Origin of the sequence: Salinicola endophyticus, assembly GCF_003206575.1 — a bacterium.
In the GTDB taxonomy this organism is placed as follows: domain Bacteria; phylum Pseudomonadota; class Gammaproteobacteria; order Pseudomonadales; family Halomonadaceae; genus Salinicola; species Salinicola endophyticus.
Genome location: NZ_PZJO01000001.1, coordinates 439,210 through 464,941, shown reverse-complemented (window position 1 = coordinate 464,941; position 25,732 = coordinate 439,210). Strand labels below are relative to the sequence as shown.

At 64.1% G+C, this 25,732-nt stretch carries 24 protein-coding genes; 9 read left to right on the top strand and 15 right to left on the bottom strand.

Features of this window, described 5'->3' with window-relative positions; translation table 11 throughout:
* The first annotated feature begins 74 nt into the window (after positions 1-74).
* Positions 75-1,139 carry an AbrB family transcriptional regulator gene (locus DOM66_RS02055; protein ID WP_110689096.1) on the top strand — a complete coding sequence of 355 codons (1,065 nt, stop codon included), beginning with the start codon at positions 75-77 and terminating at the stop codon, positions 1,137-1,139.
* Positions 1,140-1,159: 20 nt separating this feature from the next.
* On the opposite strand, the gene DOM66_RS02050 is transcribed toward DOM66_RS02055, so the two are convergent.
* Entirely contained in the window at positions 1,160-1,657 is a 498-nt protein-coding gene (locus DOM66_RS02050; RefSeq protein WP_157958959.1) for a hypothetical protein, read from the bottom strand.
* Positions 1,658-2,179: 522 nt separating this feature from the next.
* Here DOM66_RS02050 and DOM66_RS02045 point away from each other — a divergent pair.
* Entirely contained in the window at positions 2,180-2,902 is a 723-nt protein-coding gene (locus tag DOM66_RS02045; RefSeq protein ID WP_110689094.1) for a glutamine amidotransferase-related protein, read from the top strand.
* 123 nt (positions 2,903-3,025) lie between these two features.
* On the opposite strand, the gene DOM66_RS02040 is transcribed toward DOM66_RS02045, so the two are convergent.
* From DOM66_RS02040 to DOM66_RS01995, 10 genes are all read right to left on the bottom strand, one after another.
* Positions 3,026-3,796, bottom strand: coding sequence for an ABC transporter substrate-binding protein (locus DOM66_RS02040; RefSeq protein ID WP_110689093.1), 771 nt, complete (start codon positions 3,794-3,796; stop codon positions 3,026-3,028).
* Between the two features lie 182 nt (positions 3,797-3,978).
* Positions 3,979-5,097, bottom strand: a complete 1,119-nt coding sequence (locus DOM66_RS02035) for a succinylglutamate desuccinylase/aspartoacylase family protein (RefSeq protein WP_110675699.1) — start codon at positions 5,095-5,097, stop codon at positions 3,979-3,981.
* Positions 5,098-5,173: 76 nt separating this feature from the next.
* A complete protein-coding gene (locus DOM66_RS02030; protein ID WP_110689092.1) occupies positions 5,174-5,995 on the bottom strand; it encodes a transporter substrate-binding domain-containing protein in 822 nt (273 codons plus the stop codon).
* Positions 5,996-6,048: 53 nt separating this feature from the next.
* Complete coding sequence (locus DOM66_RS02025; RefSeq protein WP_110675695.1) at positions 6,049-6,780, bottom strand: ABC transporter permease; 732 nt, start codon at positions 6,778-6,780, stop codon at positions 6,049-6,051.
* A complete protein-coding gene (locus DOM66_RS02020) occupies positions 6,768-7,484 on the bottom strand; it encodes an ABC transporter permease (RefSeq protein ID WP_110675694.1) in 717 nt (238 codons plus the stop codon). The genes DOM66_RS02025 and DOM66_RS02020 overlap by 13 nt, the downstream gene beginning before the upstream one ends.
* Before the next feature lie 10 nt (positions 7,485-7,494).
* Positions 7,495-8,265 carry an ABC transporter ATP-binding protein gene (locus DOM66_RS02015; RefSeq protein ID WP_110675691.1) on the bottom strand — a complete coding sequence of 257 codons (771 nt, stop codon included), beginning with the start codon at positions 8,263-8,265 and terminating at the stop codon, positions 7,495-7,497.
* Between the two features lie 392 nt (positions 8,266-8,657).
* Positions 8,658-9,647 carry a succinylglutamate desuccinylase gene (locus tag DOM66_RS02010; RefSeq protein ID WP_342588175.1) on the bottom strand — a complete coding sequence of 330 codons (990 nt, stop codon included), beginning with the start codon at positions 9,645-9,647 and terminating at the stop codon, positions 8,658-8,660.
* Positions 9,648-9,842: 195 nt separating this feature from the next.
* A complete protein-coding gene (locus DOM66_RS02005; protein ID WP_110689091.1) occupies positions 9,843-10,871 on the bottom strand; it encodes an SMP-30/gluconolactonase/LRE family protein in 1,029 nt (342 codons plus the stop codon).
* A gap of 54 nt (positions 10,872-10,925) precedes the next feature.
* Positions 10,926-11,516, bottom strand: a complete 591-nt coding sequence (locus tag DOM66_RS02000) for a lipocalin family protein (RefSeq protein WP_110689090.1) — start codon at positions 11,514-11,516, stop codon at positions 10,926-10,928.
* Between the two features lie 322 nt (positions 11,517-11,838).
* Positions 11,839-12,279 (bottom strand): hemerythrin domain-containing protein, encoded by a 441-nt coding sequence (locus tag DOM66_RS01995; protein WP_110675685.1) that lies wholly within the window; start codon positions 12,277-12,279, stop codon positions 11,839-11,841.
* Positions 12,280-12,828: 549 nt separating this feature from the next.
* On the opposite strand from DOM66_RS01995, the gene DOM66_RS01990 reads away from it, so the two are divergent.
* The 4 genes from DOM66_RS01990 to DOM66_RS01975 are packed head-to-tail and all read left to right on the top strand — an operon-like array spanning position 12,829 to position 18,087.
* On the top strand, positions 12,829-13,263 hold the full coding sequence (locus DOM66_RS01990; protein ID WP_110675683.1) for a type 2 periplasmic-binding domain-containing protein: 435 nt from the start codon (positions 12,829-12,831) through the stop codon (positions 13,261-13,263).
* A complete protein-coding gene (locus tag DOM66_RS01985; protein WP_245392341.1) occupies positions 13,256-14,449 on the top strand; it encodes a hypothetical protein in 1,194 nt (397 codons plus the stop codon). Before DOM66_RS01990 ends, DOM66_RS01985 begins: the two co-directional genes overlap by 8 nt.
* A gap of 2 nt (positions 14,450-14,451) precedes the next feature.
* A complete protein-coding gene (locus tag DOM66_RS01980; protein ID WP_110689089.1) occupies positions 14,452-17,277 on the top strand; it encodes a bifunctional diguanylate cyclase/phosphodiesterase in 2,826 nt (941 codons plus the stop codon).
* A 33-nt stretch (positions 17,278-17,310) separates the two neighbouring features.
* Positions 17,311-18,087, top strand: a complete 777-nt coding sequence (locus DOM66_RS01975; RefSeq protein WP_110675679.1) for a PEP-CTERM/exosortase system-associated acyltransferase — start codon at positions 17,311-17,313, stop codon at positions 18,085-18,087.
* A gap of 154 nt (positions 18,088-18,241) precedes the next feature.
* Here the strand turns inward: DOM66_RS01975 and DOM66_RS01970 are convergent, their stop codons facing one another.
* Positions 18,242-19,318: a tartrate dehydrogenase gene (locus tag DOM66_RS01970; RefSeq protein ID WP_110675677.1), complete on the bottom strand. Its 1,077-nt coding sequence runs from the start codon at positions 19,316-19,318 to the stop codon at positions 18,242-18,244.
* A 238-nt stretch (positions 19,319-19,556) separates the two neighbouring features.
* Between DOM66_RS01970 and DOM66_RS01960 the strand changes: the two genes are divergently transcribed.
* Entirely contained in the window at positions 19,557-20,471 is a 915-nt protein-coding gene (locus DOM66_RS01960; protein ID WP_110689088.1) for a LysR family transcriptional regulator, read from the top strand.
* Positions 20,472-20,712: 241 nt separating this feature from the next.
* On the opposite strand, the gene DOM66_RS01955 is transcribed toward DOM66_RS01960, so the two are convergent.
* Positions 20,713-21,654 carry an ABC transporter substrate-binding protein gene (locus DOM66_RS01955; RefSeq protein WP_110689087.1) on the bottom strand — a complete coding sequence of 314 codons (942 nt, stop codon included), beginning with the start codon at positions 21,652-21,654 and terminating at the stop codon, positions 20,713-20,715.
* 48 nt (positions 21,655-21,702) lie between these two features.
* Entirely contained in the window at positions 21,703-22,926 is a 1,224-nt protein-coding gene (locus tag DOM66_RS01950; RefSeq protein WP_245392340.1) for a TauD/TfdA family dioxygenase, read from the bottom strand.
* Between the two features lie 317 nt (positions 22,927-23,243).
* Between DOM66_RS01950 and DOM66_RS01945 the strand changes: the two genes are divergently transcribed.
* Entirely contained in the window at positions 23,244-24,107 is an 864-nt protein-coding gene (locus DOM66_RS01945) for a LysR substrate-binding domain-containing protein (protein ID WP_110675668.1), read from the top strand.
* Positions 24,108-24,172: 65 nt separating this feature from the next.
* On the top strand, positions 24,173-24,637 hold the full coding sequence (locus DOM66_RS01940; protein WP_110675666.1) for a hypothetical protein: 465 nt from the start codon (positions 24,173-24,175) through the stop codon (positions 24,635-24,637).
* A gap of 18 nt (positions 24,638-24,655) precedes the next feature.
* Here DOM66_RS01940 and ltaE read toward each other — a convergent pair whose 3' ends face one another.
* Complete coding sequence (ltaE, locus tag DOM66_RS01935) at positions 24,656-25,672, bottom strand: low-specificity L-threonine aldolase (protein WP_110689085.1); 1,017 nt, start codon at positions 25,670-25,672, stop codon at positions 24,656-24,658.
* Positions 25,673-25,732: the final 60 nt, after the last annotated feature.

Below are 25,732 nucleotides of genomic sequence, written 5' to 3'. Positions count from 1 at the left end.
TTGTCGACAAAAACTGACGCCATTAGTGATGCCTGATAAAGTTAGCCTTTTCACGGAATTCGGCCTCTCCCTACGTGCCTCGCTCTCTCCCTTCTCTCTCCAAGGCATGGCGCTGGCTGCTGCTGGCGCTGGCCTGTGTCGCCGCCAGCCAGCTGCTAGCGCTGGTGCACATGCCGGCCGGCGGGTTCATCGGGCCGATGGCGGTCGCCATCGTCTACGGGGTCACGATCGGCGGGCTCGGTCTGCCGCGCAGTGCCTTCAAGTTGAGCCAGGGCGTGGTCGGCGTGCTGATCGCCCAGACGCTAACCCTGACGGTGCTGCGTCAGATCCTGGACGCCTGGCCGGTGATGCTGCTGGCCACGGCGATCACCCTGCTGCTGAGTCTGGTGGTGGGCATCGTGCTGGTGCGACATGGCGGCCTGCCGGGCACCACGGCGGCCTGGGGTACTACCCCCGGGGCCGCCGCGGCGATGGTGGCGATGGCCGAGGAGAGCGATGCCGACCCGCGAATCGTGGCCGCGATGCAGTATGTACGCGTGGTCTGCGTCGTACTGCTCGGCGCGCTGGTCAGCCACTACCTGGGGGTGACCGATACCGGCAGCAGCCACGCCGCGCCGCTGCCGGCCTCGGCCCGTGACTGGTGGGATCTGCTGGTGACCCTGGCGGTGGTCGTCGCCGGCGTGTGGCTGTGCCATCGCCGCCTGCCGGCCGGCGCGCTGCTGGGGCCCGTAGCGCTGGGCACGCTGCTGCATCTCGGCGGAGTCGTGACGCTGACCCTGCCGCAGCCGCTGCTGGAACTGGCTTACGGGGTGATCGGTGCCTACGTGGGGCTGCGCTTCGACCGGGCGACGCTGCACACCATCGCCCGCGCGCTGAGCAAGATGATCCTGGCCTCACTGGTGCTGATCGCGCTGTGTGCGCTATCGGCGTGGCTGGTGACGCTGCTGATGCATACCACTTTCATCAGTGCCTATCTGGCGACCAGCCCGGGTGGGCTGGACTCGATGACCATCATCGCCATCGATACCCACGCCGATGTCGGCCTGGTGGTGGCACTGCAGACCCTGCGTCTGTTCACGGTGGTGCTGGTGGGTCCGGGGATGGCGCGCCTGGTGGCGCGTTTTGCGCGGCCGAGCTGAGGCAGGGGCTGAGACCGTATTTACTCGGTACGCCAGTGCCAACGGCGGCTGGGTGTCTCCGGCGGGGTATGGCTGCGCACGCGGCTGACCCACGCCTGGCGGGTGCCGTGGCGGATCAGATAGACCGTCTCGCCCTCATGCAGCGGCGGATTGGCGGGGTCTATCAGGATCGCTTCGAACCAGCGCGAGAGATAGAACACCTGCAGCGTGCCGCGGACCGGATGCGCGGTGACCTGTACCGCTGCCTCGGCGCCATTGCCGGGGGAGGGCAGCGAACTCGCCAGCCAGGCGGGCATCAGTCCCGGGCGCAGCAGCACGCTGACGACCAGCAGCAGAACCAGGCTCAGGCTGAGACTCAGGGTAGGGGTGAGCAGCGGAGACTTGATCGCCACCGCCAGCATGAGTGCGGCGGGTACGGCGGCCGGTGGGAAGGCGTTACCGCGGCAGAGCAGCAGCAGGGCGTAGAGACCCACACACAGTGCGGCCGCTTCCTGCAGATGATCTAACCATGGCGCCATACGTCACCCTGCTGCTTGAGTCACGCTCGCCTCTCGAGTGGGCAAGTCGTCGTTCTTCGGTAGAGACCCTGGCGACGTCGCGGCAGTAGCCGCTGGCCGGCTCACAGGGTACTCGCACTCTCACGTCAAAGGATAAAGATCGCCAGTAGTGGGCTCCATACGAGAACGGTAAACAATTGAAGCTCAACGTAGCGGTTGAGAGGGATTGTCGCCGTCGTTGTGGGACAATGGCGACTTGATAGTATCGGTCCTCAGCCCCGGTCTGCTGCGCCTCGCATGACTCGTGACTTGGGTCGCGGTGCGCGACGGGAGCCACTGTCCGGCGATGTCAGCAGACGTAAGCGGGACGTCGCCAGCGTATTGAAGTCATGGCACTGAGATCACAGCACTGAGGGCGAGCGCTGAGGTCAGAACTCAGAGCAGAGCACTGAGATCACAGTGCCAGGGTGGGCAGAGTACCGAGTTCAGAGCAGCAAAAGACCAGAGTACCAAAAGGCCAGAGAACGAAGAGAGGAGAGCTCCATGCGCATTGGCATCCTGCAATGCGACGATGTCGCCGAGCCGCTGCGCGAGACGCATCGCAACTACCCCGAGCAGTTCGCCCGCCTGCTCGATCCGCAGGACCCCGGGCTCGAGTGGCGCACCTGGCGCTGTCTCGATGGCGAGATCCCCACCCAGGCGGATATCGCCGAGATCGATGCCTGGTTGATCACGGGTTCCAAGTATGGCGTCAACGATGGTGATGCCTGGATCGAACGGCTGTGCGAGTTCGTGCGTCTGCTGTGGGCACAGCATCGGCCGCTGATCGGTGTCTGCTTCGGCCATCAGCTGATCGCCAAGGCGCTCGGCGGCGAGGTCGAGCGCAGCCCGCGCGGCTGGGGCGTGGGGGTGTCGTACAACCGCATCACCGGCCAGGCGCCGTGGATGACGCCGCCGCGGGAGGCACTCAATCTGCTGGTCAGCCATCAGGATCAGGTCGCCCGGCTGCCGGCCGAGACCCGGGTGCTGGCGGCGAGCGACTTCTGCCCGTTCTATCTGATTCAGATCGGAGAGTGTTTCCTCGGCATACAGGGGCACCCCGAGTTCACCAAGGCGTACTCAGCGGATCTGATGGCGCTGCGTGGCGATCGCATGCCGGCAGCCAGGGTGCGCGAAGGACAGGCATCGCTCGCCGACGAGGTCGACAGCGAGACCATGGCGCGCTGGATGCTCGCGTTCTGGCGTCAGGCCGGGGCGCAGGCTTGAGCGAGGGCGCGTCGGTACGTATCGGCTGACTTCCTGCCCAATGAAAAGCCCCGATCCAGGATCGGGGCTTTTTTCTTGCCGGGCCGCCTCAGCCGGAGGCCGATGCGGCGTCGGTGACAGCGATCACTGACCGGTCTTGAAGTACTTGTCGTAGATCTTGTCGTAGGTGCCGTCCTGCTTCAGCGTGGCCAGCGCCTCGTTGAAGCGCTCGGCGAGCTCCTTGTCGCGCGGGCGGAAGGCGACACCGAAGCCCTCACCGAAGTATTTCTCCGGCTCGGTGATCATGCCACCGATGGTCTTGTAGTGGCCTTCCTTGCTGTCGAGCAGGGTCGACTTGCCCACCGGGAAGTCGAGGAAGGCGATATCGACGCGACCCGCGTCCATGTCCAGCACCAGGTCATCGGCGGTGGTGTAGCGGCTGATCTTGGCCACGTCGCCGTACATGTCGGTGACGTAGTTGTCCTGCAGCGTGCCGCGCTGGACGCCGATGGTCTTGCCCTTCAGCGATTGGGGATAGATCGTCTCGATGCTGCTGTCGGCCGGCACGAACCAGGCGGAGGGCGGCTTGATGTACGGGTCGGAGAAGAGCACGGTGTTGCGGCGCTCGTCGTTGATCGTCATCGACGACATGATGGCGTCGTACTTGCGCGCCAGCAGACCCGGAATGATGCCATCCCATGCCTGCACGACCCATTCGCAGTCGGCCTTGATCTGCTTGCACATGGCGTTGCCGAGATCGATGTCGAAGCCGGTCAGTTCGCCGTCGGCGGTGCGGTACTCCATCGGCTCGTAGGGCACATCGACGCCGATGCGCAGATGCTCCTTGTCCTGGGCGTGGGCCGCGCCGGCGATCAGCGCGGCGCCGAGCAGACTGGTGGTCAGCAGTTTTTTCATGAATCGCGTCTCTCTATATCATCATGCGTGCATTGTTGTTCAGTGATCGCCTGGTCAGCGATGGCGTCCCGGCGTCGTCAGCCTCGTGAGCGATGCCGCGCCGGTCATACGGGCCTGACGCTGGCAGCATAACCAATGCGCATACGCTTGAATATCGCCAGCGCCCGGCGAGCCGTGCAGCCTCACGGCGCCAGCAGATAGCCGCTGCGATGGCTCTGGTGGCCGGCGATATCGGCCACGATCATCCCGGCGGTGGCCATGCGGCGCTGGGTTCGAGCATAGAACATGCCGCGCTGAGGCGCGCGGATCGCTTCGATGCGGTCGCTGATCGGGTCGATGATCTCGGCGATCAGCTGCCCCGCCTCCACCTCGACGCCCGGTGCCAGATGAAACACCACCAGGCCGCCGATCGGCGCGTGCAGGAAATCCATCGCCGCCAGCTCAGTGGCCGGATAGGCCAGCCCCGGCAGCGCTGGCGCTTCGCCCACGATCAGGCCGAGATGGGTCAGCCAGTCGATGATCGCCTGGCTGTCCTGCGCCGCCAGCTCGTGGGAGACGTCCTGCTGCCCGCGCAGTTCGACGGTGACCGACTGGGTGCCGTAATCGATCGGGAAGCGCTCGCCGAAGCGCTGGCGCAGGGCCTCCCACACCAGGGTGAAACACTCATCGAACGACTGTCCGCCGGAGTCGGTGGCCAGCATGCTCGCCTTGGCGCCGAAGTAGCGTGCGAAGGGTTCGAACACCGGCCATGCCGCCGGCGTGGTGTAGAGGTGCTCGACCGCGTTGAAGTCGCAGTGCAGATCGAGCACGAAGTCCGCCTCGCAGGCCAGGCGCTGCAGCGTCAGGCGCAGCGAGTCGAGGCTGGTCGTCGCCACCTGGGCCGCCAGAGCGGCGCTGAAGCGCGCTCGGATCAGGCGCCGATTGGCGGCGATATCGTCGCAGAGCTCGGCCTCGAGGCCGTCGGCCACCTGCTCGACTACATCGACGTAGTGGCGATTGAAGTTCTTGAGCGTCTCGAAGTCATAGCGGCCCAGGGCGGTATCCATCAGTTGCTGGTCGAGACCGATCGGGTTGGCTATTGGCACGACGCTCACCCGGCAGGCGAGGCGGCCGTCGCGTTCGAGCTCGGCCAGGCGCTGCTTGAGCGTCCAGGCGACCATCATGCCCGGCAGCTCGTCGGCGTGCAGCGAGCCCTGCACGTAGACGTGGCGCTCGGCGTCGGCGGGGCCGAAGTGGAAGCTGTCGAGCGCGCGCTCAGTGCCCGGAACCGGGCCGATCAGGGGGTGTCTGCGGTGTTCCACGGGAAGTCCTCGGCACGGAGTGGCGGCGTGCGGCGCACCACCGGGAAGGGCGGCGCGCCGGCGCATCGGGGGGCGCTTACTGGGCGCAATCCTGCTGGCTGGGGCGCACGGACAGGTCGTAGTCGAAGTACTGGTGCATCAGCTTGTCGAAGGTGCCATCGGCGTAGACCGCGCAGATCGCCTGGTCGAACTTCGCTGCCAGCGCCTTGTCACGCTTGCGGAAGGCCATCGCAGCACCCTTGCCGAAGATCGAGGTCGGCGTCTTGATGCTCGGCCCGATCTGCTTGTAGGGGCTGTTGTCGCCCCGGAAATCGATGGCATCGACGGCGATCGGGAAGTCTTCGAAGGTCAGGTCGAGACGCCCGGCCTTGAGGTCGTTGACCACGTCCTGGGACGAGCCGTAGCGATGGATGTCGAGCACGTCGCCATACTCCTGGGTGACATAGACATCGCGGATGGTGCCGCGCTGTACGCCCACCGAAAGACCCTTGAGCGACGCCTTGTCGTCGATGTCGATGTCGCGATCACGCGCGGTGATCCAGACGCTCGGGGTGTTGTAGTAGGGCAGCGAGAACAGCACTTGGCGTTCGCGCTCCGGGGTGATCGCCATCGACGACAGGATGGCGTCGTACTTGCGTGCCAGCAGGCCGGGGATGATGCCGTCCCAGGGTTGTTCGACCCAGGTGCAGTCGAGCTTGGCACGTTTGCAAAGCGCGTTGCCGAGATCGATCTCGAAGCCTTCGAGCTGGCCGTCGGCGTTGCGCATCACGAACGGCTCGTAGGGTACGTCGATGCCGAGGCGGACTGTCTGGTTATCGTCGGCCAGCGCCGGGGTGGCGGCCAGTGGCGCGATGATCAGGGTGGCGGCGATCAGGGATTGGGTGATCCAGTTTGTCATGGCGTCGGTTCTCATTGTGATCATGGGTGTCGTTGTCGTGGCTGCCACCGCGCTCAGGCGCCGCGCGGTCGCAGGTGGGCCAGCAGGCGTTTTTCCATCTGGCGGAAGACGAACATGATGCTGAAGGTCAGGCAGAGGTAGATCAGGGCGACGAAGATGAAGGCCGGGAAGGGCGCATAGAAGCGCGCGTAGACGTAATAGGCCGCCCCGGTCAGATCCATGATCGTCACCACACTGGCCACGGCACTGGCGTGGAGCATGAAGATCACTTCGTTGCCGTAGGCGGGCAGCGCGCGGCGGAAGGCGCTGGGCAGGATGATACGGCGCATCATCAGGCCCTTGGACATGCCGTAGGCGCGGGCCGCCTCGATCTCGCCCTTGGCGGTGTTCTTGATCGCGCCACGGAAGATCTCGGTGGTGTAGGCCGCGGTATTCAGCGTGAACGCGATCAGCGCCGGGTAGAAGGCATCCTTGAACACCTCCCAGAAGATGGTGTCCTGGATGCCATTGAAGAACACCACGCCGTAGTAGACCAGATAGAGCTGGATCAGCAGCGGGGTCCCGCGGAAGACATAGGTGTAGGCGTAGATCGGCCACTTGATCCACGGCCGCTTGGAGCCGCGACCGATCGCCAACGGCACCGCCAGCACGATGCCCAGCAGTAGACACAGGAAGACCAGCTGCACCGTGGTGACCAGGCCGTTCCAGTAGAAGCCGAGGGTATTGGCGGTGAAGATCGCATTGCCCGCGAGCAGTTGGGTGAACCAGGCATTCAGTTGGTCCATTCGCTGGCCTCCCCGAAACCGGTGCTGTAGCGCTTGCTGAGCTTGGCGAAGCCCCACTCCGACAGTGAGGCGATGAGCAGATAGATCCCCGCCACCGGCAGCATGAACAGGAACGGCTCATGGGTCGCCTTGGTGGCCTCGGCGGCGACCCGCACCATGTCGGTCAGACCGATGATCGAGACCAGCGCAGTGGTCTTCAGCAGTACCATCCAGTTGTTGCCGATCCCCGGCAGCGCATGGCGCATCATCAGCGGAAAGCGCACGCGGCGAAACGCCAGCCATGGGCTCATGCCGTAGGCGCGGGCGGCCTCCATCTGGCCCTCTTCGACCGACTGGAAGGCGCCGCGGAAAGTCTCGCCCATGTAGGCACCGAAGATCAGCCCGATGGTGATGACGCCGGCGATGAAGGCATCGACGTTGATGAAGATGTCGATATCGAAGGCGTCGTAGAGCTGGTCGGTGAGCATGTTGATGCCGATCTGGCCGCCGTAGAACAGCAGCATCATCAGCACCAGGTCGGGCACGCCGCGAATCAGCGTGGTGTAGAGGGTGCCGATGGCGTGGATGGCGCGGTTACGCGAGAGCTTGGCGCTGGCGGTCAATAGCCCCAGGACCACCGCCAGCACCAGCGACAGCAGCGCCAGCTCCAGCGTGACCATGGCGCCTTCCAGCAGCCGCGGGCCGTAGCCTTGCAGGTCGATCATGATGGCCGCCTCAGTGCTTGGGTGCCAGGAACTGGCGCAGGCGCTCGGAGCGCGGGTTGTCGAGAACCTCGGCTGGCGTGCCGGACTCTTCGATCACGCCCTGGTGCAGGTAGATCACCTGGCTCGAGACATCGCGGGCGAAGGCGATCTCGTGGGTCACCAGGATCATGGTGCGGCCCTCGTCGGCGAGCCCGCGCATGACCTTGAGCACGTCGCCCACCAGCTCCGGGTCGAGCGCCGAGGTGGGCTCGTCGAACAGCATCACTTCGGGGTCCATCGCCAGCGCACGGGCGATCGCGCCGCGCTGCTGCTGGCCCCCCGACATCTGGGTCGGATAGTAGTCGGCGCGCTCCAGCAGGCCGACCCGGTCGAGCAGTGCCCGGGCTTCGTCGATGGCCTGCTTGCGTGGCTTCTTGAGCACATGCACCGGCGCCTCGATGACGTTCTCGAGCAGCGTCATGTGCGACCACAGGTTGAAGTTCTGGAACACCATCGAGAGCTTGGCACGCAGACGCTCGACCTGCTTCCAGTCGGCGGGCTCGCGGCCGTGCTTGGTGGGCCGGAAGTGAATCGGTTCGTTGTGCACGATCAGCTCGCCTTCGTCGGGCTGTTCGAGCAGGTTCATGCAGCGCAGGAAGGTGCTCTTGCCCGAGCCGGAGGCCCCGATCAGGGTGATGACATCGCCCTTGTGAGCTTCGAGAGAGAGGCCCTTGAGCACCTCGTGGGAGCCGAAACGCTTCTTGATGTCGCGCGCCTCGAGCGGGATGGGGGTCGTGGCCATGTGGTCGTCCACCGAATGAGTTGGCTGGCAGGAGTCGTGTCGGCGTGCTCGGGCATCCGGCTCGCGAAAGTCGGGGTGAGCGGCGCGGCTCCTTGCCGGGCTGAGAAACGAAATCCCGGAATGGGCGCTAGGAAAAATGCGGCGATTCTATCAGCTTCGGCGCCGGGTGCCAGAGACCTCTGGCGGCGACGACGATGGCGGCCGGCCGTTGAGGGGGGGAAATAGGGTAGACATGTGACATGGCAGAGTGCTCCTGCTCGGGCGTTGTCGTTGTTGGATAGCGTCGCTGTAGATCGTGGTTGTAGAGCGTAGTCTTGGGTCGTAGCTGTGGATCGTAGTCGGAGATCGCCGTCGAAGATAATGGCTGGCGCGCGTCGTCGGTGAGCGCAGTCTCAACCGTCGCCAGGGGCGGCGCAGGGTCGTACCAGCAGCGCGGCGCGGGCGTTGAGTTCGACTCGGGCGTTGGGGAAGACCACTGCCAGCGGCTCGGGTCCGACCACGAAGCCGCCACCGCTGTCATCCTCGCTGAGTCGCGTCCCCGGTGCGAATTCGGTGAAGTTGGCGACGTCCTCGGCGAAGGTGAGCCGGAACGAGGGGTGGTCGCGCATCAGCTCGACCGCGACCTGAAAGAAGTGCAGCGCCTCGACCTGGCCCGCTGAGGGCGCCTGGCCCGCGGCCAGCTGCGCCAGACAGCGGCGCATGCCGCCAAGGGCGTCGAGATCGTTGGCGCCGAAAGGGCGCACCTTGCCCAGTTCCAGGGTATAGGCCTCGGCGGCGTGATAGTGACGCGAATAGTGCGAAAAGGTCCAGCTGTGCTGATGCTGCAGCAGCACAGCCTGCATCTCTGCGCCAGCCAGCGCCGCCCAGTGCGAGCTGGGCTGGTGCTCGGTGAACGGCACCACGGCGAAGCGGGGATAGCGGCTGTCGCGGATGGCGGTGTGCATGTCGAGATGCAGTGGGCGCGTCGGGTAGCGCGTATAGAAGTCGTCGACCTGCTGCATCAGTTGGCGCGCGCGCTCGGGTTCGTCGCCGCTGGCGTCCAGATCGCGCCGGAACAGGCGGTTGAGGTTGGTCTCGACGAAGCGCGTACCGGCGCGGATCGCTGGCAGGTTGCCGAGAATCACCAGCAGCGGTGCGCCCAGCGTCACCACGCCCGCCTCGAGCGCGGCGAGCAGCTCGCCCACCAGCTCGATCGGTGCCGTCTCGTTGCCATGGATACCCGCCGAGATCACCACGCTGCGCGCCTGATCCGCGGGCCGTGTCGGGGTCAGTTCGAGCACTCCGGGGGCGAGCGTCCGATAGTGCCCGCCGGCGAGCCGGCCCTGGTGGGCGCGGTCGGCTCCGTCGAGGGTCAGCGCCAGCCAGTCATCGAGCAGGGACATGGGCGTTACGCGCGCGCAAGGAAAGGTTACCGGGTTCGATCACTCGTGGCCTCGGTGTGACAGGGTGTTTACTCAGATTACCCGCTTGCCCGGCCGCGACAAGCGCGGCCGTCGACAGGCTGAAAAAGCGTGGCCGCATCTTGAAAGCGCCGCAGCCATCAGCATGGTGGAGTCTCACCCGCGCTGGCTCCCGCTTCAGACGCCGCGGGCATTGGTATAAAGGGTGTAGATCGAGCGGCTGGCGGTCATCAGCAGGCGATTGCGCTGCGCGCCGACGAAGCAGAGATTGGCGCACACTTCCGGCAGGCGGATACGGCCGATACGCTCACCCCCGGGGGCGAAGATGGAGACGCCGTCGCGCCCCTCACCGCCGGAGACGCTCGCCCACAGATTGCCATCCACATCCAAGGCGATGCCGTCGTAGGTCTCGTCGTGGCTGGAGACGATCATCTCGCGCGCGCCCAGCGCGCGGCCGGCATCGGACAGGGCGAAACGCGACACCGAGGCGGGCAGCTCGGGGAAGTGCGAGGGGGCGGTGTCGCTGGCATAGAGATAGCGGCCGTCGGCGGAGAGCGCCAGGCCATTGGGCTTGGCCAGCTCGTCGCTGAGCCGCTGCGGCTCGTCGAGCGTATCGTCGACGTAGTAGATCGCCGGCGTCAGCTGCAGCGCGCGCTTGCTGCCCTCGTAATCGACATGGGCGCCATAGCCGGGGTCGCTGAAGATCACACCGTCGTTGGGCAGGACCACCAGATCGTTGGGCGCGTTGAGCGGTTTGCCCTGGAACTCGCTGGCGAGCACGCGCACGCTGCCGTCCCATTCGTAGCGCACCACCCGCGCTGGCGAGTGTTCGCAGACGACCAGGCGCCCATGGTGGTCGAAGGCGTTGCCGTTGGCATGGCCGACACCTTCGCGCAGCACGCTGACAGTACCGCTGGCTTCGTCCCAGCGCATCTGTCGGGCGCGCGGAATATCGCTGAACACCGCGTAACGCCCGACCGCATTCCACGCAGGCCCTTCCAGCCACAGGCCGTCCGACCAGTGCCGTTCGAGCGGGGTGTTGAATAGATAGTAGGGCTCGAAACGCGCATCCAGCACCTCCCAGGCGGGATCGGGATAGCGGCTCGGCGTCGGGCCGGCGTCCTGCGCCCAGGCCGTGGGCGCAAGCGCGGCGGTGGCAGCGACCGCTGCGCTGGTGCCGAGGAAGTGGCGACGGTTCATGTCCATATGGCGAAGCTCCTTGGCGGCAAGAGAACGGGGCCGGGGCTGGGTAGGCGAGCGTCAGCCCGCCGAGGGGGTATCGGGCTGGGGCGGGCAGTGCGCCGGGTCCTGCTCGACGCTGATCAACTCGTCGACGGGAAAATCCAGTGCCTGGGCGCGATCGAGATAGGCGGAATAGGTAGCCGCAGGCATGGTCGGCTGGCGCGAGAGTATCCACAGGTAGTCGCGGTCGGGGCCTGCCACCAGCGCATGCTGGTAGTCCGGGTCGAGCGCTAGCACGCTGTAACCGGCATAGAAGGGGCCGAAGAAGCTGACCTTGAGATGCCCGACATCGGGTTCGCCGGCGAAGCTGGCGCGCCCCTCGGCGCTCTCCCAGCGCTGCTCCTTGGGGTCGTAACCGCGGTTGATGACACGAATGTCGCCGTCGTCGCGCAGGCTGTAGTTGGCGGTGACGCACTCCAGACCCGACTCGAAGCCGTGATCGAGGCGGGCGATCTCGTACCACTGACCGAGATAGTGGTCGATGCGGAAATCGGTGACCGGCTGAGTACCTTCCGGCACGCCGGTACAGCCGGCCAGCAGCGTGAAGGGGGCGAGCCAGGTCAGGCGCGGATAACGGGGTAGACTCGAAGGCAACAGCACAGGATCCATCCTTGTTGAGCGGTAGCGGCGCCACGGCAAGGCGCGACGGAGGTTCGCCAGATCCTGATAGATTGCCCAAATGAGAAAAATTTGCAATACCGACTGACGGCTCTGGCACCGCCAGGGATGCAGGCGGGAGGCGCCGAACGATCCCGGTGCCGCGCCAATGGCATATCGCGTCAAGAGTAGGGAGAAAAGAGGCTTGGCAGAGTGACCTATAGGCGTGGCGAAAGCGGTCCAGGTCGGCAGCGGGAGATTGGCGCCAAGCGGGGGGACGAGAGGGGCGTCGCCGCGCCAGGGGTAGGGCGGCGACGCCTGCTGGAGCGAAGGCTCAACTGGCGCGACGCGTCTCCATCTCCTGCTGATAGGTCTCGGCCAGCGAGGTCTTGTGGGCATCGTCGAGCACACGGCCCGCGAGCTGGAACACCTCCTGCTCCTCCTCTTCCAGATGGTGCGTCACCAGGTGCTGCAGCTTCTTGGCGCTCGCCAGCCAGCCCGGAGAGTCGTATTCGGTGCTCTCCAGGGTCTCGATCAGCTCATCGATCTCATGATGCTCGGCGACGCTATGACGCGCTTTTTCCTGCGTCATGTCGTACTCCATCATCGGGATATAGAGCGCACGCTCCTCGGCGGCGGCGTGATTCTCCAGCTCGGCGCGCAGGCGCTTGAACAGCTCGTCGCGGCCTTCGCTGTCGCCGTGGGTCTTCACCAGCAATTCCAGCAGCTGGCGCTGTTTGTCGTGACTTTCACGCAGGGCTTCGAAAATGGTCATGGTCTTCCTCATCCTTGGGGTCGTCCGGGGGCAGTATGATGGGCCGCGGTGCCAAAGCCGCTGCCACGTATCGCCGGGCCTGGTGTGGCCCGAAGCGTTGACGCGACGTGCCGCATCACACCTCTAGGTTAGGTCATGGTCGGGCGACCCGCACGCCCTTGCCGCCAGCCGCGTCGCGCAGAGAGATACCCTGCACTTGTGTGTCTTCATCCCGCGCGTCGCGGCGCGGTGTCACACAGACCTTTTTCATTTTTCTCCGCCGGTCTCCACCGAACCTGAGGTTGCGCTGTCTGCCGCGGACAGCGTTGCCATTTCCCATGACGCTTTGATGACTATCTTTTGCAGGTCACTCGATGAGATAAAAATGATACAAGCTGTTATTTTAGGTCTGAGAAGTCCGAGTTACTCCGGAGGAGTGTCTCCGCAAGGAGTGGCGTGGGAGGCCGGCATTGCGGTAGCGCGACGGTCAATTTCGGAGTCGAACGTGTCCTTGGTGATGAGCAGACCAACAATAAGCATCCAGGGGATCGAGCTGCGGAGTCGCATGACATGCGGCAACCGCTGATCGCTTGTATCTGCCTCGTAGCGGCGCTTCTCTTTACCGTCAAGAGCCGCGGCGACGACCCTATGGTGGTCCTGATCGCCAACCCATCAGTCATTCAGAGCTCTTTATCGCTGGAGACTGTCAGGGCGATTTTCGCCATGCGCCAACGGACCCTGGCCGATGGGCAGGCGATACACGTCTTCGTGCTGCCGGACGGCGACCCGCTGCACGAGGCCTTTGCCAAAAAGATACTCGGTGTCTATCCCCATCAACTTCGTCTGGCCTGGGACAGGGCTGTCTTTTCCGGTACCGGACAGGCGCCGAACGAGGTCGCCACGGCGGCGGAGATGGTGAAGGCCGTGGCCACCACGCCTGGTGGCATCGGCTACGCCTACCGTTCAGAACTGACGAATCAGGTTCGGGTGATCGACATTGATTAATGTATTGCGAAGCGCGACGCAGCGCTGGCTGAGTGTGCTGGGTGTGACGTTCGCGGCTCAGGCGCAGGCCGTGGAAATGCCGGACACCTTCCAGGTCCACGGTTTCATGAGTCAGGCACTGATCTTGACCGATCACAACGACTTCTTCGGTCCGAGCAGTCGCGATACCGGAAGCCTGGAGTATACCGAACTGGGACTCAACGCCTCCTTCCGGCCGCGCAGCAACGTACTCGTAGCGGGACAGGTGCTGAGTCGCAAGGCGGGGGGGTACGGCGATGCCTGGAAGCCGACTCTCGATTACGGTGTCATCGACTATCAACTGCTCTCGGGAGAGCGGCGCGTCCTTGGACTCCAAGTAGGCAGGTTCAAGAATCCGTTTGGTATCTATAATCAAACCCGTGACGTGCCCTCGACCCGTGCCGGCATTCTGTTGCCTCAGTCCATCTATTTCGATAGAAGTCGCTCGCTGGGACTGGCATCCGATGGCATCACGGTTTATGACGAAGAACGCTTCTCTAGGGGGACGCTATATATCCAAGGGGGGTTAGGTATTCCCCAGGTCAATGGCGATGCCGAGATATCTCTATCTCCAACCAAGCCCTCCCTGGATGGTCGGATTTCCTCCATTTTGCAGGTGCTTTATGCCCACGACGGCGGTCGTGTCAACTTGGGTGTCAGTGCTGCCAGGGTCAGGTCTTCATTCCAGTCGCGGCAGAACCCGAGTGCTAAAGGGGAGTTTGTTTTTCAGCCGGTCATTTTGTCTGCGCAGTACAATGCAGAAAGATGGAGTTTGACGGCTGAGTATGAATATCAGCATAAAGAGCTGAAAGATTTCGATAATGATATCTATAACAGCACTGCCGACGGGGAAAGCTGGTATGTGCAATATCAGTTTCGCCTGACGCCAGACTGGCAGTGGTTGCTTCGCTATGATCAGACGGTGAGTGATAGAAATGATCGGGAGGGTAGCCGCTATGCGAGTGAAGGTAGAGGGCCGAGCTATTCCAGATTTGCGCGAGACTTGTCAACCGGCATCAAATGGTCGCTCAGTTCGAGATGGATGGTTCAGGCGGAGTGGCATCATGTCGATGGCACCGCATGGCTCCCAAGGCAGGACAACGAGAGTGACGAAGAGACGACCAGGCGCTGGAATATGCTGCTTTTTCAGACATCCTATAGCTTCTGATAATGAGCAAAAATGAAAAGCCGTACCGGCTCAGCTTGAAGTGGAAAGCCTTTGCGCTGACGAGCTTGGTGCTGGTGAGCCTGGCCTTGCTGATCAGTTGGATCAGCTACCGAAGCCTCATGTCACAGTTCGACGAAAATCAACTGGCCAATCAAGAGAGGCAGCGGCACCAAATCAGTGTGGCGTTACGTAGTTCCGCGTCCGAGTTGAAGCAGCTGGCCGCGATCGTCGCCGCGTCGGAAGCCCTGAAAGTCTCATTGAGTCAAGAGGGGAGTGTGCCGGTTTCAGAGGCATTGGATTCGCAATGGCCGACGTTACAGCTCGATGCCGGCGTCGATGAGCTGGTGATCTACGACACGCAAGGCGAGCATCTGGCGACCTACGGTGGCCTCTATAGCGAAGCCCCTGAAGTACCGCCCGAAAAAAGCTGGCTGATGAACATCATTGCCAGCGAGAGCCCTGACGATAGATTGATATGTAAGATGACGTGCCGCCAATACGTCGCCGTGCCCATCTTGGTCGAGGGGGACAACGCCGGCGTTTTGCTGCTGTCCAGATCACTGGTCGATGTGATGGGAGAGTTCCAGAGAAGCTCTGGTGATGACCTGGCGCTGCTGTCCGAGGGAAAGGTCAATTTGGAGAAGACGGGGCTGCACGCTGATCATCGGCTGCAGCCCTGGAACTCCTTGGTACTGGCGATGACCCACTACGACGAGACCCTGCCTCTCTTGCGCGAGGCGTCGCGCCACTTGTCGTTACCAGCACTCGTGAAACGCCATCGCAGTATCGAGTTTCGAAGGCAGCAGTACATGATTGGCGCCGTCGCGTTGAACCAAGCCGGTTCATCAGGTGGCGGGGGTGGTTATTTCATTTCTTTCGATAATGTGACGCAACAGTTGGCTGAAATAAAAGCCTCGACGCGATCTGTTGCGCTGGCCAGCGTGACGGGATGGCTCTGGGCCGAAGCTTTTCTTTTGCTCATTCTGTGGCGCCCTACACGAAGAATTCGCACGCTCAGCCTGTACCTTCCCGGCCTCGCCAAAGGGGAGTTCGAGGACGTTAGAGGACGAATCTCTCGCCACTATTCCGGCAAGGCCCGCGATGAGATCGACGTGCTTTCCGATACGGCCGTCGAGCTTTCCTTCCAGTTGGAAGCCCTGGAAATGGAGGTAAAGTCTCGAGGCATCGAGCTGGAAAACCAGGTGGATGCGTTGGAGAGGGAGCGGGATCTCGTCAATAATCTCATGAACTCTGCCCAGGTTCTGGTCGTCGTCCATGATGGTGACGACAAGATACTGCTGGCCAATCGCTATGCCGCTTTCATGGTCGGCAAGGTGAGTGACGAGTTGATGGGGCAATCTTTCAAGAGCTGTTTCTTGCCTCTGGGTGGTGAATGGGGTTTGTCGTCACTCCCGGGGCGCTCTGAAGAGAGCGAACTGCATGCGCCGGATGGCTCGAGTAAAGCGATTACCTGGAGTCATGCGCCGCTCGTATCCTGGTCGAGCGCACCGGGCGCGATGGTGTCCGTCGGGGTGGATATCACGGAACGCAAGAATGCCGAGATTCGACTTGCCTGGTTGGCCCATCGTGACCCCTTGACCGAACTCTATAATCGACGTTATTTCGAAGAGGCGTTGGCCAGAGCCGTCACACCGCACAATAGCGGGGCCATGCTCTATCTGGATCTGGATCGATTCAAGGAGCTGAACGAGCTCGGCGGTCACCAGGCCGGTGATAGATTGCTCGTGATGATTTCCGATCTGTTTCGCGGTCAATTCAGTCATATTGGTCTAGTGGCGCGGCTTGGCGGTGATGAGTTTGCTGTATTGCTGGAGAACGCCAGTGCTGACCGAGCCGTCGAGGTGGCAGAAAAAATCATACTGAATCTGGATGAAATCAGTCTGGATGTGGATGGACAAAAGTATCGTGCTGTCGCCAGTATTGGTGTTGCATGCTATCCCGAAAATGGGGGGTCACCCAAAGAGCTCATGGCGAGCGCCGATTTTGCAATGTATCGCGCCAAAGAGGATGCGTTGAAAAGATGGCATCTGCTGTCGTCCACGGCGGATCGGGAGTCTCTGCAAAAGCGCGTCTATTGGGAAGAGCAAATAAGGCTCAGCCTGGAAAACGATGGTTTCGAACTTTGGCGTCAGCCGATCAGGAGTGTCAGCGGAAACGAAGCGGAGCACTATGAGCTTTTGATCCGCATGATCTCGCCGGACACTGGGGAGCTCGTTTCGCCTGGCCTCTTTATCCCTGTTGCGGAGAGGAGTGGTCAGATTCTGGCGATCGACCGCTGGGTCATTTCGAACAGCCTGAGCATGATGCGGTCGATACCGAACTCGTCGACGCGGTTTGCGCTCAACATCTCTGGCCAGTCTCTTAGAGACGAGACGCTGACTGCGTTCCTGGGGCAGCAGTTGCACGACAGTGGCGTGGCGCCGGAAAGGCTGATCATCGAGGTGACGGAAACAGCGGCAGTGACAGATTTCTCGACGGCGCGCGCGATTCTTCAGGACATCCGGAAAATGGGGTGTGCGATAGCGCTGGATGATTTTGGTGTCGGGTTCAGCAGTTTTTACTATCTGGATCAGCTGCCTGCTGACTATATCAAGATCGATGGCTCTTTTATTCAGGATCTCCCGGAAAATAGAAGGAGCCAGATGCTTGTCAAAGGTATCGCTGAAATCGCCAAGGGGTTCGGTAAGTGTACAGTGGCCGAGTTTGTCGACCGACAGGAAGTCTACGACATTCTCAAGATATACGGCATTGACTACGTTCAGGGATATTGGGTGGGGCGCCCTGAAAAGGCGTTTCCTGACAGTTAACGCAGCTTTCAGAGTGCCACGTATGGGGAGCGTATGAACCTGTACGATCAGTTCAATGATCAATTTGAGTTTGTCCTGGCGATCAACGAACAGGAGCGACATCAGGTATACCGCCTGCGCTATCAGGTCTATACCCATGAATTCGGGCATGAGATGCCTGGCGATCCGCAGCGCGGGCTCGAATACGACGCCTTCGATCAGTCTGCGCTGCACTGCTTTGTCAGACGGCGTGACACGGGCGAGGCAGTCGCCTGCATTCGGGTTATCTACCCTGGCAGCGATCAGGGGGAGCTGGCCTCGATGCCTATCGAATCGAACGCTGCAGGATACTTCGTCAATCCCTTGCTGACGCCCTGCAATTTACCCCGACGACTGATCTGTGAAGTCTCCAGGGCAGCGATACTCGGCAGGTACCGCAAAAAGCGCGCGACTGACAGGAAATGGGAAGGAGCGGAGTCGGATTTTCCCTCTTCCGAGCAGGACTATCGGGTAGCGTCGCTCTTGGGCGTCTCGGTCTATCTGGCGTCGACCGTGATGATCGGCTTGTTGGAGAGGCAGCACGCCTTTGCGCTGATGGAGCCCAGACTGGCCAGATTGCTCAGACGCTTTGGCTTGAACTTCCTCCAGATCGGCGCCGAGCAGCAGTTCAACGGCGTGCGCGCGGCCTACTACGTGGATCAGCATCGAGCCCGGGAGAACCTCAAGGAGGATCTGGCGCGCTTCTATAGAGGCATCGCCCGCTCACTCGCCAGTCAGTTCAGGCAAGACATCCGGCCGAAACCAAAAGCGATGGCCTTTGGGCAGCGATGACCGGTGTGATGGCTGTCTTGCGGCTGATCAGGCAAGACACTGTGCGTGCCTCCTTCACTTCTATCAGCGCCTTTGACTGATTGCTTGCCTGATTCCTGCCGCCGGGCGCGACGGGAGGGCGCATCCAACCCGGGATGCGCCTGTCGCGGCGGTGTCAGAGCGCCTCGGCGATCGCCCGGCCCAGGCTCTCGGTGGTGCCCTGGCCCTTGATGTCCGGGGTGAGCAGCGTGCGGTCATCGCTGGCCAGCACGTGCTCGATGGCGCTGACGATGGCGGCGCCGGCGGCGTCGTGACCCAGATGTTCGAGCATCATCGCGCCGCACCAGATCTGGCCGATCGGATTGGCGATGCCCTGGCCGGCGATGTCCGGGGCGCTGCCGTGGACCGGTTCGAACAGGCTGGGGAACTTGCCCTCGGGATTGATGTTGGCCGAGGGCGCGATGCCGATGGTGCCGGTACAGGCCGGGCCGAGGTCGGAAAGAATGTCTCCGAACAGGTTGCTGGCGACAACCACGTCGAACCAGTCCGGGTGCAGCACGAAATTGGCGGTCAGGATATCGATATGGAACTGATCCACGCCGATTTCCGGGTAGTGCGCTGCCATCGCCTTCACCCGCTCGTCCCAGTAGGGCATGGTGATCGAGATGCCATTGGATTTGGTCGCCGAGGTCAGCTTCTTGCGCGGGCGGCTCTGGGCCAGCTCGAAAGCGTACTTGAGCACCCGGTCCACCCCGGTCCGGGTCATCACGGTCTCCTGCATCACCGTCTCGCGTTCGGTGCCTTCGAAGATCTTGCCGCCGATGCTCGAGTACTCGCCCTCGGTGTTCTCGCGCACCACGTAGAAGTCGATGTCGCCGGGATGGCGGTCTGCCAGCGGGCTCTTGATGCCCGGCATCAGCCGGCAGGGGCGCAGGTTGATGTACTGGTCGAAATGGCGCCGGAACTGCAGCAGCGAGCCCCACAGCGAGATATGGTCAGGCACTTTCTCCGGCCAACCCACCGCACCGTAGAAGATCGCGTCGAACCGCGACAGGATGTCGAACCAGTCGTCCGGCAGCATCTGGCCGTGCTCGAGGTAGTAGTCGCAGCTGCCGAAGGCGAACTCCTCGAACTCGAGCTCGATATCGAAACGACGGGCGGCGGCCTTGAGCACGCGCAGGCCTTCCGGCATCACCTCGGTGCCGATGCCGTCGCCGGGAATGACGGCGATGCGATGGGTCTGGCTAGCCATGGGGATTACCTCATGAAGTCGATGAGATGATGGAGCGCGCCGGCGGGCGTCTCCTCGGGAGCGCAGGGCAGGTCCTCGCCGTCGACCCGGGCGACCTCGATGGTGAAGTGCGCGAACCCCGGAAACAGGCGCGCGTCTCGCGTGCCTGCCTGCAGATATGCCTGCAGTGTAGGCCCTCTCTTCCTGGCGATAATCGGGCTATCATGCAATCCATTGTTGAATACAGGTGGAGAATGGCGTGGCAGCGCTCGACGATCTGGCCTTTTTCCAGCATATCGCCCGGGCGCGCAGCCTGACCGGGGCGGCACGCGAGCTGGGGGTATCACTCTCCGCGGTCAGCAAGCGCCTGCAGCAGCTGGAGCAGCGGCTGGGTGTGGCATTGGCGACCCGCACCACCCGTCGCCTGACGCTCACCCCGGAGGGGGAGCGCTACCTGCAGCGCGGCGCACTGATCCTCGACGATCTCGGTGAACTCGAGAACTCGCTGCGCGAGCAGGGCTCGGCGCTGAGCGGGCGGTTGCACGTCAACGCCACCTTCGGCTTCGGCCGTCGCCACGTGGCGCCGCTGCTCTCGCGCTTCGCCGCCTGCCACCCTCAACTCTCGCTGCAGCTGGAGTTGAGCAACTTCCCGCGTGGGCTCGACGCCCAGGGCGTGGATATCCACATCCGGGTGGGCGAGCCGCCGGATGCGCGCTGGATCGCCCGGCGGCTACTCGCCAACCGCCGTATCCTGTGTGCCGCCCCGGCCTACCTGGCCGGCCGGCCACCGCTAAGGGTGCCGGAGGATCTGGCCCAGCACGACTGTCTGGTGATACGCGAGAACGATACCGACTATGCGCTGTGGCGCTTCGAGTCCAGCGCGGATCCGCGCGAGCAGCGTACGGTGCGCGTGCACGGCCGGCTGTCGAGCAATGACGGCGAGGCGATGACTCGTCTGGCGCGTGATGGCCACGGGGTGCTGCTGCGCTCCTGGTGGGACGTACATGGGCTGCTCGCGCGCGGTGAACTGGTCGAGCTGCTGCCCGAGTGGCGCGGAGTCGCCGCCGACTTCCATCTGCTCTACAGCGCGCGTGCCCGCGAGAGCCTGCGGGTCAAACGCTTCGTCGAGTTCATGGTGGCGGAGATGGCGGGGCGGGTGCCGCCGTTACCCTAGCTTGGAGACGACGCCTGGCGGCACTCGTCGATCTGGCGCAGGGAGCGGCGCCCGGGCTCGACCTGGAAAACAGTCAGGCAAAAAAATGCCCACCAGGGGATGGTGGGCAAGTAAGGGATCATTCAAGGGAACACCTACTCAGAGTGCCGCTGTGTGGCTTAGTTCCCGGCGAGATCAAAAAATCTCGGAAAAAATGTAACGCTTGTGTGCTATGGCGCCAGGCTGTGCTCGGCGCGGCGCCTCACAGCGAGAACGCCGCCTTCACCGCCGGCCAGGCGGGCTCGCCGGCGGTGGTCTCGACGTCCTTCAGCATCGCCTGCACCTGCTCCGGATGCGCCGTGATCCACGTCTTGGCCACCGCCTGCTGCGACTCGCCGACCTGACCGTACTGCTGGATCATCCAGCTCTGCGCCGCGGCGGAGAAGGTGAACTGATCGAAGAAGGTCACCAGGTTGGGATGTGTCTCGGCGTAGGCGCTGGCGATCAGCGTGCGCACGTCGCTGGCGCCGTTGCCCTTGCCGAACAGATTCTTGCTGTCGCTCAGATAGCGCATCGGGAACTCGAGATTCATCCAGTGCGGCTTCCAGCCGACCCACACGATCGGTTCGTGGTTGTCGATGTGGCTCTTGACCGCGCTGAGCATGCCCACGGTGCTGGTGTCGACCAGCGTCCAGTCGCCCAGCCCCCAGGTGTCTGAGTCGATCGCCTTGTGCAGGATCTCGCTCGCGGCGGAGCCGGCACCGAAGCCATAGATCTCGCCACCGAACTCGTCGCGATGGGCGTCGAGATCGGCGAACGAGGTGATGCCACTCTCGTAGACAGACTTGGGCACTGCCAGCGTCATCTGCGCGCCGGTCACGTTGGTGGCCAGGCGGCGCACGCTGCCCTTCTTCTCCAGCGGCTCCAGCATCGGCTGCTGGGCCGGTAGCCAGGCCCCCAGGAAGAGGTCGACGTCACCACTATCCAGGCCCTGGTAGATGACCTGCAGCCCGATCTCCTCGGTCTTGGGGTGATAGCCGAGGGCGCCCAGGAGCTGACTGGCGATCTCGGTCTTGACGCTGATGCCGGGCCAGGCGGGCGCCCCGAAGACGATGGTGTCGTCCGCAGCCTGGGCCGCCGGCATGGCGCTCAGGCCCAGGCCGGTGCCCAGCAGCAGGGCGGACAGGGTGGTCGCATATCTCATTGTCGTTCTCCTTGATGGCGGGGAAGGGCTCGCGTCAGCGGCAGCCTGTCAGCGTGTCAGCACGCGCAGATGCGACTGCAGCATGTCGAGATCGAGATAGGTGCCCTGGAGGTGGCGCTTGCCGGTGTTGGGGTCGAAGGCGTTACGCCCATGCAGCACACGGCGATTGTCGAACGCCACCATCTGCCCCGGCGCCAGGGTCAGCTCGACCCGGCGCTGCGGCTCGCGCAGCACCTGCCAGAAGGCGTGGTAGGCGTCGTACCAGGCATCGATCTGCGCCAGCGGCAGGCTCAGGGTGTCACGAATCCAGTTGTTGAAACGGATCTCGCACGGCTCGCCGTCGCTATCCAGGTCGATCACCGGTTGGCGCACGGCGATATCGTGGCCATCGTCCTGGAAGCGGAAGTCGATCGGAGTCTCGCTGAGCAGGCGAAACGCCTGCGGATCACGCTCACGCAGCTCGCGCGCCGCGGCAAAGCCGTCGGTGAAGCTCGACTCGCCGCCCTCGGCGTCGTTCTCCAGGCAGTAGAGCAGCTGGATGTCCGGCGGCTGGCGCCAGTTGGGGAGATCGGTGTGCAGCGCCAGGCCGATCGCGGTATAGGCCGCGTTGTTCGGATTGGGCACCGAGCGCACGTCGAAGCGGGCACCGAAGTTGGTCGCGCGCTGCGGGCCGATCTGCTCGGCGATCCGGGAGACCGTCTCCAGCTCGCGCGGGCCATCGTCGAGCAGCACCAGGCCGTCGCGCAGCAGCGCCTCGATCCAGCGCTGGCGCCCGGCTTGGCTGTCGCTGAACTCGGCGTGGCTCACGTGGTGCGGGGAGAAGTCGAGTTGCCACGGCGCGGCGCGGGGCAGCAGCGTGTCCAGCGCCTGGCCGGGACGGCGCTGATGGAGCCAGCCGGCATCGAAGCGCGAGCGATGGCCATCGGCCCAGGTCAGGCTCAGGCAGTCGGCGGCGACCTCCAGCTCGGCCAGGGCGTCGTCGGTGCCGAGAGTTGTCCACAGTGGGTCGTCGAGCAGCGAGTAGAGCCGTTCGCGGGTCAGCGGGTGGCGGCACGCCGAGCAGGCGCAGTGATCGCGCAGCCAGCGCTGAGGAAATTCGCCGTGACTGCCATCGGCCCAGCTCAACCCCACCTGGCGTGACTGCCGCCTGGCCTCCACCAGGGCGACGTCGGGCGCGCCCTCGCCCTGGCGGTAGCGGCGTAGCTCGGCCATCTCGACGCGCGCCTCGGCGCTCGGGGTGGAAGCGGGGGGAAAGGCATTACCGGATGACAAGACTCGAACTCCCGATGGCGTGGCCATCTCTTGTGGGCGAATGACGGATGAGCGGATCAGCGATGGGCGAGTGAAAGGCGCGCGTCGACGCCTCGCGTCTCGCGGTATCGATACAGGATGCGGATGGCGGTGAAGGGTGACAAACGATTAATCTGTCGGCTAAGGCCAAGCTGAGCTAATACCCTGCTTAGGCTATGGCCTATGCCATGCGCGTTCGCGGTCTGTTGCAACATCTCCCATGATCCGTGTCGATGCCGAAGTCGACAGCGATGTCGAAGCCGGAGCGCGATCACAGGGAGAGACGAGGAGAGAATTCCATGGCCCAACTACCTCCGGTGCTCTGGCTACATGCGTTCGAGGCGGCCGCGCGTACGCTCAGCTTCACCGCCGCGGGGCGTGAACTGGGGGTGACCCAGTCGGCGATCAGCCAGCGTATCCGGCTGCTCGAGGATCGCGTCGGGCAGCCGCTGTTCGTGCGCCATCCGCGCAGTCTGGCGCTGACCCCGGCCGGGCGCGCCTGGCTGCCCAGCGTGCAGGACGCTTTCACGCGGCTGGCCGAAGGCACCGCCGAGGTGTTCGGGCCGAGCCCCGATGCGCCGGTCACCCTGCGCGCCACGCCAGCACTCCAGCAGACCTGGCTGGCGCCACGGCTGCTGCGTTTCCAGCAGGCCCACCCGCAGGTCACCCTGCGCCTGGTGAGCGCGATCTGGGCAGATGACTTCGGTGCCGAAGGGGTGGATCTGGAGCTCCGCTATGGCCATGGCGAGTGGCCCGATCTCACCGCGCAGTGCCTGGGGGAGGAGCGCCTGCTGCCGGTATGCAGCGCGGCATTCGCCCAGCGCCTGCGTGAGCCCGCCGATCTGGCCGGCGAGACGCTGCTGCACGCCGCGGGGTTCGCCGCCGGCTGGCCGAGCTGGCTGGCCCTGGCGGGGGTCGCCGGGCTCGAGAGTCGCTGTCGGGCGATGATCTGCGATACCCACGTGACTACCCTGGCGCTGGCCGGCTATGGCGGGGGGATCGCGCTGTCGCATCGCCGCCTGCTCGAGGCGAGCCGCGACCTGGTGGCGCCCTTCGCCCTGGACATGGCCACCGACGAGGCGTTCTGGCTGGTGCGTCCGGCCAGCCGTCAGCTGCGGGCCCCGGCAGCGGCGCTGTGGGATTGGCTGCTGGCGGCGAACTGAGCCGGGCCGGCCGCGGCGCAGGTGCGCTATGCTGAAAGCCTTTCCCGCCAACTCCGAGGTGGAACATGTCTGTGATATCGCGATCCCGCCGCCCGCTGGCCACGGCGTTGCTGACGCTGAGCCTGGCCCTGGTGGCGGCGCTGCCCGCGGCCGGTGTCGCGCTGGCGCAGAGTGTCACCGGTATCGACCCGCACACCGGCAAGCGCGTGCAACTGCCCGACAACAACCACGACGGCCGCGCCGACTATGTGCCGCGGCGCCTGGAGATCCAGGTGGTGCCCGGCATCAATACCGCGCCCAACCCGCCGCCGACGCGGGACGACTCGGCCGGTGGCACGATCTGCCATGGCCGCGACGGCGGCACCACCATCTCCACCGCGCGGCGGGTCTGCGATCCCGACGCGCCGAGTGGTGATGGCGGGCCAGGGGCCAGCTCCACCACCACCCGCTCGACCACGACCACCACGACCACCACGACGCGCTCCACGCCGACGCGTCCCGCTTCCGGCTCGTCCACCCGGGTCGACTGAGTGAGCCGTCGGTGCGGATCAGTGGCTGGCGAAGTAGCGCGCGAAGGCGTCCACCACCTGATCGATATCCGCCTCGGAAACATCCCGGTGGGTGACGAAGCGCGGCGCGTAGAGCGCGCCGACCAGGATGTCGCGCTCCCTCAGCCAGGCGTGCAGGTGCTCGGGGTCGAAGGTGTCGCCGCGGTTGAAGCGCACGAATACCATGTTGGTCGCCTGCGAGGTCACCTCGATGCCGTCGATGGCGCCGAGTCCTGCCGCCAGGCGCTCGGCCTTGGCATGATCCGCGGCCAAGGCCGGCAGATGGTGTGTCAGCGCATATTCGCAGGCCGCTGCCAGTAGCCCCACCTGGCGCATGCCGCCGCCCACCACCTTGCGCCAGCGCCGGGCCTGATCGATCAGCGCCTGGCTGCCCACCAGTACCGAACCGGCCGGCGCGCCGAGACCCTTGGAGCAGCAGATCGAGACGCTGTCGAAGGGGGCACACAGCGCTTCCAGCGTCGAGCCGCTGGCGGTCACGGCATTGCCCACCCGGGCACCGTCGAGATGGGTGGCGAGGCCATGGCGGCGGGCCAGCGCGGTCGCCTGATGGACGTAGTCGGCATCCAGCACCTGCCCATTGAAGGTGTTCTCCAGCGCCAGCAGCCGGGTCCGGGCGAAGTGCGGGTCGATCGGCTTGATCGCGGCAGCGATCTTCTCCATCGGCAGGCTACCGTCGGCGGCGTTGTCGATCGGCTGCGGCTGGATGCTGCCCAGTACCGCCGCGCCGCCGCCCTCCAGGCGATAGGTGTGCGCCTGCTGGCCGACGATATATTCGTCGCCGCGCTGGCAGTGGCTCATCAGCGCGACCAGGTTGCTCTGGGTGCCGGAGGGAAAGAACAGTGCCGCCGCCTTGCCGGCCTGGGCGGCGGCGTAGTGCTGCAACTGATGGACACTGGGGTCGTCGCCCCAGACGTCGTCACCCAGGGGAGCGTCGAACATCACCTGGCGCATCTCGGCGCTGGGTCGGGTCACGGTATCGCTGCGTAGATCGATCATGGGAAGCGCCTTTGAAGTGTCGTTGCAGAGGGTCGTGCTGAGGGTCGCCTCGGCCAGGCG

What these genes read in the sequence shown, in the direction of transcription:
- DOM66_RS02050 (WP_157958959.1), bottom strand. Translation starts at nt 1,657, where the DNA reads ATGGCGCCATGGTTAGATCATCTGCAGGAAGCGGCCGCACTGTGTGTG.
- DOM66_RS02045 (WP_110689094.1), top strand. Translation starts at nt 2,180, where the DNA reads ATGCGCATTGGCATCCTGCAATGCGACGATGTCGCCGAGCCGCTGCGC.
- DOM66_RS02040 (WP_110689093.1), bottom strand. Translation starts at nt 3,796, where the DNA reads ATGAAAAAACTGCTGACCACCAGTCTGCTCGGCGCCGCGCTGATCGCC.
- DOM66_RS02030 (WP_110689092.1), bottom strand. Translation starts at nt 5,995, where the DNA reads ATGACAAACTGGATCACCCAATCCCTGATCGCCGCCACCCTGATCATC.
- DOM66_RS02025 (WP_110675695.1), bottom strand. Translation starts at nt 6,780, where the DNA reads ATGGACCAACTGAATGCCTGGTTCACCCAACTGCTCGCGGGCAATGCG.
- DOM66_RS02020 (WP_110675694.1), bottom strand. Translation starts at nt 7,484, where the DNA reads ATGATCGACCTGCAAGGCTACGGCCCGCGGCTGCTGGAAGGCGCCATG.
- DOM66_RS02015 (WP_110675691.1), bottom strand. Translation starts at nt 8,265, where the DNA reads ATGGCCACGACCCCCATCCCGCTCGAGGCGCGCGACATCAAGAAGCGT.
- DOM66_RS02010 (WP_342588175.1), bottom strand. Translation starts at nt 9,647, where the DNA reads ATGTCCCTGCTCGATGACTGGCTGGCGCTGACCCTCGACGGAGCCGAC.
- DOM66_RS02005 (WP_110689091.1), bottom strand. Translation starts at nt 10,871, where the DNA reads ATGGACATGAACCGTCGCCACTTCCTCGGCACCAGCGCAGCGGTCGCT.
- DOM66_RS02000 (WP_110689090.1), bottom strand. Translation starts at nt 11,516, where the DNA reads ATGGATCCTGTGCTGTTGCCTTCGAGTCTACCCCGTTATCCGCGCCTG.
- DOM66_RS01995 (WP_110675685.1), bottom strand. Translation starts at nt 12,279, where the DNA reads ATGACCATTTTCGAAGCCCTGCGTGAAAGTCACGACAAACAGCGCCAG.
- DOM66_RS01990 (WP_110675683.1), top strand. Translation starts at nt 12,829, where the DNA reads ATGCGGCAACCGCTGATCGCTTGTATCTGCCTCGTAGCGGCGCTTCTC.
- DOM66_RS01980 (WP_110689089.1), top strand. Translation starts at nt 14,452, where the DNA reads ATGAGCAAAAATGAAAAGCCGTACCGGCTCAGCTTGAAGTGGAAAGCC.
- DOM66_RS01975 (WP_110675679.1), top strand. Translation starts at nt 17,311, where the DNA reads ATGAACCTGTACGATCAGTTCAATGATCAATTTGAGTTTGTCCTGGCG.
- DOM66_RS01970 (WP_110675677.1), bottom strand. Translation starts at nt 19,318, where the DNA reads ATGGCTAGCCAGACCCATCGCATCGCCGTCATTCCCGGCGACGGCATC.
- DOM66_RS01955 (WP_110689087.1), bottom strand. Translation starts at nt 21,654, where the DNA reads ATGAGATATGCGACCACCCTGTCCGCCCTGCTGCTGGGCACCGGCCTG.
- DOM66_RS01945 (WP_110675668.1), top strand. Translation starts at nt 23,244, where the DNA reads ATGGCCCAACTACCTCCGGTGCTCTGGCTACATGCGTTCGAGGCGGCC.
- DOM66_RS01940 (WP_110675666.1), top strand. Translation starts at nt 24,173, where the DNA reads ATGTCTGTGATATCGCGATCCCGCCGCCCGCTGGCCACGGCGTTGCTG.
- ltaE (WP_110689085.1), bottom strand. Translation starts at nt 25,672, where the DNA reads ATGATCGATCTACGCAGCGATACCGTGACCCGACCCAGCGCCGAGATG.